Annotated in this window: 7 protein-coding genes; all 7 read left to right on the forward strand. The window is 35.4% G+C overall.

Going from position 1 to position 8337, the window contains the following annotated elements; translation table 11 throughout:
• Positions 1-54 precede the first annotated feature (54 nt).
• Positions 55-405, forward strand: a complete 351-nt coding sequence (locus AB1444_15685; GenBank protein MEW6528096.1) for a four helix bundle protein — start codon at positions 55-57, stop codon at positions 403-405.
• Positions 406-994: 589 nt separating this feature from the next.
• The gene (locus AB1444_15690) at positions 995-1945 is read left to right on the forward strand and encodes a Gfo/Idh/MocA family oxidoreductase (protein ID MEW6528097.1); all 951 of its coding nucleotides are present in this window, start codon (positions 995-997) and stop codon (positions 1943-1945) included.
• Positions 1946-2021: 76 nt separating this feature from the next.
• Complete coding sequence (wecB, locus tag AB1444_15695; GenBank protein MEW6528098.1) at positions 2022-3134, forward strand: UDP-N-acetylglucosamine 2-epimerase (non-hydrolyzing); 1113 nt, start codon at positions 2022-2024, stop codon at positions 3132-3134.
• Between the two features lie 264 nt (positions 3135-3398).
• Positions 3399-4517 (forward strand): DegT/DnrJ/EryC1/StrS family aminotransferase, encoded by a 1119-nt coding sequence (locus AB1444_15700; GenBank protein ID MEW6528099.1) that lies wholly within the window; start codon positions 3399-3401, stop codon positions 4515-4517.
• Positions 4510-5073: an acyltransferase gene (locus AB1444_15705; protein ID MEW6528100.1), complete on the forward strand. Its 564-nt coding sequence runs from the start codon at positions 4510-4512 to the stop codon at positions 5071-5073. The genes AB1444_15700 and AB1444_15705 overlap by 8 nt, the downstream gene beginning before the upstream one ends.
• Positions 5074-5782: 709 nt before the next feature.
• Positions 5783-7102 (forward strand): nucleotide sugar dehydrogenase, encoded by a 1320-nt coding sequence (locus AB1444_15710; GenBank protein ID MEW6528101.1) that lies wholly within the window; start codon positions 5783-5785, stop codon positions 7100-7102.
• Positions 7103-7299: 197 nt separating this feature from the next.
• Positions 7300-8337: UDP-N-acetylglucosamine 4,6-dehydratase (locus AB1444_15715; protein ID MEW6528102.1), on the forward strand; the 1038-nt coding region annotated here is incomplete at its 3' end.

Raw genomic sequence — 8337 nt, forward strand, 5'->3', positions numbered from 1 at the left:
AAGAGTGATGAGTGATGGGTGATAGGTGATGAGTGATGGGTGAAGGGTGATGAGATGATTCATGAAGATCTGGATGTGTGGAAGGATTCAGTTAAACTGGTGAAACAAGTGTATGAAATAACAGCTTTGTTTCCTAAAGAAGAACTTTATGGACTTACTTCCCAAATAAGAAGGGCTGCTATATCAGTACCATCAAATATAGCAGAGGGTTGTGCAAGAAATTCTGATAAAGAATTAATTCAATTTTTATATATTTCTTTAGGTTCCTTAGCTGAATTACAAACTCAGTTGATTATTTCAAAAGAATTGGGATACATTAATAATAATTTGGTTGTGGATAACGATATAGAAAAAATTAGAAAAATGTTAGTAGGTCTGATCAAATACCTGAGATCAAAACAATGATGTTCTATTCACGCTTCACAGGTCACCTATCACACTTAATATAACCAGGTATTAATATAATTTTGGAAGGAGTAAGTTCAACTGGTTAATAAAGAGTATAAAATATATTGCATTTTTCAGTAAATATGTCCATCCTGTCTGTATATAAAGAAAAATAGAAAATCCTTGACAATTTATGAGTAATAAATTTACTCGTTATTATTGGTATGTGATGGATTTTTTGTGTGTGGTTGCGATAGTTACTATAAAAAGACTTGGTCAGGAAGTGCTCCTGTAACTGAGAGGGCGAAGCTGTGTCCCTGTCATTGCGAACGAAGTGAAGTAATTCCGGTGTGATGAAAGGCGAGATTGCCACGGCACTGCGTGCCTCGCAATGACAAAAGGCGAGATTGCCACGCACCTGCGGTGCTCGCAATGACGGATGTTGCCAATGTGTCATTGCGAGCGTAGCGACGCAATCACGGTGATGCGGAAGGCAAGATTGCCACGCACCTACGGTGCTCGCACTGACGGGGGCAAAAATAATTGCGAGCGTAGCGAAGCAAGCCCTTTATAAAGAAATGGTAAAATTGTCAATGATGAGGTTATTATGAAAACGGTTGCTCTTATTGGTTGTGGCAGAATTTCAAAAAGACATATAGAAGCTATTGCTTCAAATAAAAACATTGCTATTGCAAGTGTTTGTGATATAGATGAAGATAAAGCTCGTGAAACCGGAAATAGTTTAAAAGTTCCATGGACAACCGATTACAAGACAATGAAAGATGTCGATGTTGCAGCAATTCTTACACCTTCAGGATTGCATCCACGACATGCTGCTGAGGTTGCGGAGTTTACAAATATACCGTATATTCTTGTTGAGAAGCCCATATCGTTAACATTGCGAGAGGGTTATGAATTATATCATAGAGTTGAGAAAGCAGGTAAGAAGTTATTGCCAGTATACCAGAATAGATATAATCCTCTTGTTTCTTTTATTAAAAGCATCATTGATTCTGGAAAATTAGGAAAAATTTACCAATTTGTGTGCAATATCTTTTGGAATAGAGATGATAAATATTTTTCCATTGATTGGCATGGTACATTAGAACTTGATGGAGGTGTATTATACACTCAGGCAAGTCATTATGTTGATATGGTGCATTTCTTCTTTGGTGAATTAATTGAAGGCAAGGGAATTGGTGGTTCGCTGAGAGGATTAGAAGTATATGATACTGTATCGGCGGTATGTAAATTTAACAATGGGACTATTGGTACAATTAATGCTACTGTTAGCACATACAAAAAAAATTATATGACCGAGTTTTCATTGATTGCTGAAAAAGGTACTATACGGCTTTCTGGTACAAATCTTAATACCATAGATTTTTGGGATGTTGAAGGTATGGAAAAGCCGCAAATGGATTTTACGATAGATCATGTTTATGGGAAGGGACATGATACATTATATAAATATATAGTTGAAGAATGCTGGGAGATGTTCCCTGATAAAGATGATGTCTTATCAGGCATAAGGTTGATGGAGCAATTAAGTTATTAATTTTTTACTATCAAAGCATAAGAGCGTAAAAAGTGCACTTTTCCATAAATTTATAAAAGAAAAAAATAGGTTAAATATGCTTAATATTATGACAGTTGTTGGTGCCCGACCGCAGTTTATCAAAGCTGCGGTGTTAAGTAGAAAAGTGCGTACAAAAGGATATTCAGAGTTTATTAAAGAGACTATTGTTCATACAGGTCAGCATTATGATGAAATGATGTCGAATGTTTTTTTTAAACAAATGGAAATACCAGAACCTGATTTTAATTTAGAAGTTGGCTCAGGGAATCATGGTGAAGTAACTGGAAAAATGTTGCAGGGTATTGAAAAATTAATTCTTGAATTAAAACCTGATTTGGTAATGGTGTATGGAGACACAAATTCTACATTAGCTGGTGCGCTTGCAGCATCAAAACTTCATATTCCCGTGGCTCATGTTGAAGCTGGCCTGCGATCATATATGATGATAATGCCTGAAGAGCAAAATAGAATAATAACTGATCACATTTCAACCTGGTTATTTTGTCCAACAGAGACTGCAGTAAAGAATCTTGAAAAAGAGGGAATTAAAAATAATGTCGCAAGCCAACCAGATATAGATAATAAGGCAGTAATACAATGTGGTGATATAATGTATGAAGCATATTTATATTATAAAGATAAAGCTTTAAATGAAGGTGGAGCGATAGTGCATAAAATAGAAAAACCATTTGTCCTTTTAACAATCCATAGGGCAGAAAATACTGATAATGAAGAAAGACTAACCTCTATTTTTGGAGCGTTGAACCAGTTTACAACATATCCAATAATTTTTCCCGTTCATCCGCGTACCAGAAAAATTATGGAAAAAATGAATATCGAGATTTCCAAAAATATACATTTAATTGATCCTGTTGGATACTTTGATATGTTGAGCCTTGAAAACGAATGTGAGTTTATTATAACTGATTCAGGTGGGGTACAAAAAGAAGCATATTTTGCTGGTAAAATGTGTATAACATTGCGTGATTCAACAGAGTGGGTAGAATTGGTTGAAGAAGGGTGGAATATTGTAACAAGTACTGATAAAACCAAAATATTAGAAGCGTTGCATTTATGTTCTAATGGCAAGAAAGGTAATAATGTAAAACTATATGGTGATGGGAATACATCGGATATTATATTGAATTCACTTTGTAGTTGTTATTGAGAGTATTTTAATGGCATAATGTCATTACGAACGAAGTGAAGCAATGACGGATGTGGCTGTAGTGTCATTGCAAGCGCAGTGCCTGTCCTGAGCTTGTCGAAGGGAAGCAATCCCAATGAGGTGGAAGGCGAGATTGCTTCGTTGCTGGCGCTCCTCGCAATGACAGGATTGCCGCGCACCTGCGCTCCTCGCAATGACGTAGGCGTTCCAGAGGCACTTGCAATGACGAGAGGGGCATAGTTAAAAATGTATAAGGATATTTTAATGAAAGTTCCATTTTATACATCAACCAGGGAATATGAATTTTATAAAGATGAATTTGATAGGGCTATTCACGATGTACTGCAGCGTGGTGATTTTATATTAGGTAAAGATGTTGCTGATTTTGAAGCTATGGCTGCTGAATATTTAAGTGTCAAATATGCTGTAGGTGTTGCTAGCGGCACTGATGCCCTGGTGTTGGGAAGTGATATTTTAGGGTTTGGAAAAGGTGAAGTAATTACACCGGTTTTTACTTTTTTTGCATCTGCATCCTGCATTGTGAGGGTTGGTGGAAAACCTGTTTTTGTTGATATTGAACCAGATACATTTAACATTAATTGCGATGAATTAGAGCAAAAAATAAATTCCAAAACTGTTGGGATTTTACCAGTACACCTTTTTTTGCAGCCTGCGAATATGAGTAAAATCATGGAAATAGCAAACAAGTACAATATTCCTGTATTAGAAGATGCTGCAGAAGCATGGGGAATGAAGACGTTTATCAACAATACCTGGCGCTTTGCTGGAACTATCGCCCAAATTGGAATTTATTCATTTTTCCCAACAAAGACATTGGGTGCGTATGGTGATGCAGGTTTAATGGTTACTGATGATGAGGAGCTATATAGAAAAATTAAAACTTACCGTGTTCATGGAGCTTCTAAAAAATATTTTCATGAATATGTGGGATATAATTCACGTTTGGATACTTTACAAGCTGCTATTTTAAAAATAAAGATTAAATACATTAATGAATCAATTGAAAAGCGTTTTCAGATTGCAAAACGATATAATGAGCGATTATCGCATATTGAAGATATTACTATACCAGAAGTAAAGGCATATAACAAAGCGGTATATTATGTGTATAATATACTGCTTGATAGACGCGATGAATTAGCCAAGCGTTTTGAGGAAAAGAATATTGGGTATTCCATATATTATCCACAACCACTTCATTTGCAAAAGTGTTTTGCCCATTTGGGATATAAAGCAGGTGACTTTCCTGTTGCTGAAAATGTAAGCAAACGTATTATTGCTCTGCCTATGTTTCCCCAGTTAACAAATGATGAAATTGATTATGTATGCGATGTGATAGAGGATTTTATTAAAAATGGATGAGCTTAGAAAAATAGCAACACATAATGGGGAATATTATTTACACAGCTCTTCATATGTGGATGAAGGAGCAGTTATTGGGAACAGCACAAAAATATGGCATTTTTGTCATGTGATGAAGGGTGCTATTATTGGTAATAATTGTGTTATTGGACAGAATGTTTATATAGGTGGAAAAGCAGTTATTGGCAATAGAGTTAAGATACAGAACAATGTTAGTGTGTATGATAATGTAATCATTGAAGATGATGTGTTTTGTGGACCTTCAATGGTTTTTACCAATGTGATAAATCCACGTGCTTTTATTGAAAGAAAAAATGAATATAAAAAGACAATTGTAAAAAAAGGTGCTACTATTGGTGCAAATGCCACAATTGTATGTGGAGTTACTTTAGGTGAGTATTGTTTGGTTGGCGCAGGTAGTGTGGTAACCCATGATGTACCAAACTATGCACTTGTCTATGGTGTTCCAGCTGTACAACACGGATGGGTATGTAAGTGCGGTTTTAGATTAAAAAAAGGGGAAATGTGTAATAAGTGTGGGGTTTTGATAAATTAATATTTTATTAAATGTTATAAGCTGTGCAATACCTGTATCATAAATTTTAGTAAAGAATAAGGGAACCTCTAAAAACTATTTTTTCGGATGTTCCCTTGTGGGCACAATATATAGGATAAAACCGCTTTCTTTTTATTAAATTCTTAATGATGAAAGCGGTTTTTAGAGGTGCCCATAATTATGAAAAATGGATACGTTTATGATAGATAAATTATATAGAGATTTTAGTAATAATTCATTAAAAAATTTCATAATGAATATAAAGGCCGTCCCAAAACAAACCTTGGGGGTTCAATGACCCAAGTACAAAGTCATTGCGAACGCAGCGTGGCAATCCCAGTGCCACGGAAGGCGAGATTGCTTCGTCGCTGGCGCTCCTCGCAATGACGGATTCGTCGTCACCGCGAGGGGCGTAAGCCCCGTGGCGGTCTCTGTTTGCCGTAATGTCATTGCGAACGAAGTGAAGCAATCCCAGTACCACGGAAGGCGAGATTGCTTCGTCGCTGGCGCTCCTCGCAATGACGGAAGGTGCAAAGTCATTGCAAAGGAGATGCCTTTTGAGACACCACCTAATTTATATTTTGCTCATGTTTTCGCATTTATGAATAATTTAATGTAGAAAATTATAACATAAAAAAATGAACAGTAACATAAATACTAATATTAAAACAGTGAATAATAAATTATACAATAATTATGGTGATACGCAATGAATTATAAACAACAAATTTTACAAAAGATTGATAATAACACTGTGATTGTTGGTATCATTGGTTTAGGATATGTTGGTTTACCATTGGCTGTTGCATTTTCAAAAAATGGAGTAACCGTATTAGGTTTTGAAAAAAATCAAACAAAGGCAGCAATGATTAATGAGGGCAAAAACTATGTAAGTGATGTAAATCCACAAGAACTATCGTTTGCTGTAAAAAATGGAATGCTTAGTGCTACCACTGATTTTACAAGAATAAAAGAATGCGATGCGATTATTATATGTGTACCAACACCTTTAGATAAATTTAAAAAGCCAGATATGAGTTTTATTGAAACTGCTTGTAGAGATATTGCACGGAATATGAAGCCAGGGGTATTTATTAGTCTTGAGAGCACTACATACCCCACCACAACCGAGCAATTTATGAAACCCATTATTGAAAAGGAAGGGGGATTGAAAGAAGGTGTTGATTTTTGGCTTTGTTTTAGCCCTGAGCGAGTGGATCCTGGCAATAAGGAATATAATACTGAAAATACCCCCAAAGTGGTGGGTGCTTTGGGCGAGGATGCAAAAGAAATAGCCTTAGCATTATATGGCAAGGCAATTAAATATCTGTATCCAGTAAGCTCGCCAAGAGCAGCGGAAATGGTAAAGATTTTAGAAAATACTTATAGATTGGTTAATATATCGCTCATTAATGAGTTGGCTTTATTGGCAGGTAAAATGGATATTAATATTTGGGAAGTTATAGAGGCAGCAAAAACAAAGCCCTTTGGTTTCCAGGCTTTTTATCCGGGACCTGGTATTGGTGGGCATTGTATACCGCTTGACCCCTTTTACTTGGAATATATTGCAAAAGGCTTTAATTTTGATTTAAGTATGATTGAGACTGCAGGGCGTATTAATAATTTGCAACCCTATAGAATGATGAACAAGATTTCCTATGCTTTAAATAGATATTCAAAACCACTGCGCGGTTCAACTGTGTTATTTTTAGGGGTTGCATATAAACCCGATATTGATGACGCACGTGAAAGTCCAGCACTGTTAGTTATGCATGAAGTTGCAAAAAAAGGTGCCAATGTTTTATATCATGATCCCTATATACCTGAGGTAATAGATGAATATGGAAAAAAATGGTTGGGTGTTGAGCTTACTGATGAGGTTATTGAAAAGGCTGACTGTGTGGTATTTACCACAAATCATTCTTGCTTTGATGTGGATCATATTGTAAACAAAGCAAAACTGGTGGTAGATTTACGAAATGCGGTCAAAATGGTACATATTGAGGATGGGAAGGTTTTTAAGTTATAATTGAGATTGTAGTATCCGGTGCCTCTGCATAAGATGAAGTTTTTTGAGGGAAGGTGTGAGGTGCTCAGTTCTTTGGAAAACTCAGAAAATGAAAGTCAGGGAGTATTAAGCTTACTAGTAGAGCCTTTGATGGAAGAAGAATTGGATAGAATTAAATCCATTACAAGAAAAAATTTTGAGGGAATTTAATGCTATTTATGAACAATATTTTTGATATACTTGATAGAAAAAGCATATTCTTTTTAGAGGATTTAAAGGTAAATGAGGATTTTATTAAAAAAATAATTAGCAACTCTTCTTTTCTTGTAATAGGTGGGGCTGGAAGCATAGGAAGTGCAACTGTAAAAGAAATTTTTAAAAGAAATCCTAAACTTTTACATGTAGTTGATATATCCGAAAATAATTTAGCCGAACTTGTAAGAGATTTAAGGAGCAGTTATGGGTATATAGAAGGAGAGTTTAAAACTTTAGCTATAGATGTTGGGTCTGATATTTATGATAAGTTTTTTGAAGATTTTGGAAAGTATGACTATGTTCTTAACTTTTCTGCTTTGAAACATGTCAGAAGTGAAAAAGATCCTTACACTTTAATGAGAATGGTTCATGTGAATATTTTAAATACGATAAAAACTGTTGAACAATCTATAAATAAAGGTGTTAAGAAATACTTCTGTGTTTCTACTGACAAGGCTACTAATCCAGTTAATATGATGGGTGCCTCAAAGAGAATAATGGAGCTTTTCCTCATGAAGTATGCGAATAAAATAGATATATCAACTGCAAGATTTGCAAATGTAGCTTTTAGTGATGGGAGTTTGCTTCATAGCTTTAGTTATAGAATCCAAAAGAGACAACCGATAGTAGCCCCTGACGATATTAAGAGATACTTTATCACTCCTTCGGAATCCGGAGCTTTATGTCTTTTAAGTAGTTTACTGGGACAAAACCTTGAAATATTTTTCCCAAAGCTTGACCCTGAAAAAGATATGCTTACTTTCTGGGAGATAGCACAGAGATTTTTAAATAGTCTTGGTTATGATCCTTATGTGTGTAATTCAGAAGAAGAAGCAAGGGAACTTGCAACTGTCCTTCCTGAAAAAGGGCAATGGGCTTGTTATATCTCAAAAACAGACACCAGCGGAGAAAAAGAATATGAAGAGTTTTATGCAGATAAAGACATTATAGATTGGAGCAAATTTAAAGATATAGGTGTTATAAAAATGAAGTATGATTAT

This window comes from Spirochaetota bacterium (genome assembly GCA_040756435.1).
GTDB lineage: Bacteria > Spirochaetota > UBA4802 > UBA4802 > UB4802 > UBA4802.

Coding starts and splice junctions, on each gene's coding strand:
- AB1444_15685 (MEW6528096.1), top strand. CDS start 55: ATGATTCATGAAGATCTGGATGTGTGGAAGGATTCAGTTAAACTGGTG.
- AB1444_15690 (MEW6528097.1), top strand. CDS start 995: ATGAAAACGGTTGCTCTTATTGGTTGTGGCAGAATTTCAAAAAGACAT.
- wecB (MEW6528098.1), top strand. CDS start 2,022: ATGCTTAATATTATGACAGTTGTTGGTGCCCGACCGCAGTTTATCAAA.
- AB1444_15700 (MEW6528099.1), top strand. CDS start 3,399: ATGAAAGTTCCATTTTATACATCAACCAGGGAATATGAATTTTATAAA.
- AB1444_15705 (MEW6528100.1), top strand. CDS start 4,510: ATGGATGAGCTTAGAAAAATAGCAACACATAATGGGGAATATTATTTA.
- AB1444_15710 (MEW6528101.1), top strand. CDS start 5,783: ATGAATTATAAACAACAAATTTTACAAAAGATTGATAATAACACTGTG.